This window comes from Anoxybacillus ayderensis (assembly GCF_000833605.1).
GTDB classification, from domain to species: Bacteria; Bacillota; Bacilli; order Bacillales; family Anoxybacillaceae; genus Anoxybacillus; species Anoxybacillus ayderensis.
This window is the reverse complement of sequence record NZ_JXTG01000054.1, coordinates 1-967: the sequence shown is the minus strand read 5'-3', so window position 1 is coordinate 967 and position 967 is coordinate 1. Positions and strand designations below refer to the sequence as shown.

Here is a 967-nt window from a genome sequence, read left to right as displayed (position 1 = left end):
GCCGGAATCGCTAGTAATCGCGGATCAGCATGCCGCGGTGAATACGTTCCCGGGCCTTGTACACACCGCCCGTCACACCACGAGAGTTTGCAACACCCGAAGTCGGTGAGGTAACCCTTACGGGAGCCAGCCGCCGAAGGTGGGGCAAATGATTGGGGTGAAGTCGTAACAAGGTAGCCGTATCGGAAGGTGCGGCTGGATCACCTCCTTTCTAAGGGATATCATTGATATGATGAAAAAACGCTTTTTCGCTTCGTTTAGTTTTGAGGGAATATCCCTCAACTCGCGCCTGCGTCTACAAGTGGCTTCGAGGAAGACAGATTCCTCGGCGCATGGCAGCGAAGATGTAGCTTCAAGAAGAAGCCATGTTCTTTGAAAACTAGATAACAGGCTGAAAAGTGTGTTTAGTTAAGTTAGAAAGGGCGCACGGTGGATGCCTTGGCACTAGGAGCCGATGAAGGACGGGACAAACACCGATATGCTTCGGGGAGCTGTAAGTAAGCGTTGATCCGGAGATTTCCGAATGGGGAAACCCACTGTCCGTAATGGGACAGTATCCATACGTAAATCCATAGCGTATGGAGGGCATACCCGGGGAACTGAAACATCTAAGTACCCGGAGGAGAAGAAAGCAAAAGCGATTCCCTGAGTAGCGGCGAGCGAAACGGGAACAGCCCAAACCAAGAGGCTTGCCTCTTGGGGTTGTAGGACACTCAATACGGAGTGACAAAGGAACGGAGTAGATGAAGCGGGCTGGAAAGGCCCGCCAGAGGAGGTAACAGCCCTGTAGTCGAAACTTCGTTCCCTCCTGAGTGGATCCTGAGTACGGCGGGACACGAGGAATCCCGTCGGAAGCAGGGAGGACCATCTCCCAAGGCTAAATACTCCCTAGTGACCGATAGTGAACCAGTACCGTGAGGGAAAGGTGAAAAGCACCCCGGGAGGGGAGTGAAAGAGAACCTGAAAC

2 rRNA genes are annotated in these 967 nt (G+C 52.9%); both read left to right on the top strand.

The annotated features are described in order from the left end of the window. A 16S ribosomal RNA gene (locus JV16_RS14835) occupies positions 1-211 on the top strand; the annotation flags it as partial. 195 nt (positions 212-406) lie between these two features. After that, positions 407-967, top strand: a 23S ribosomal RNA gene (locus JV16_RS14830); the annotation flags it as partial.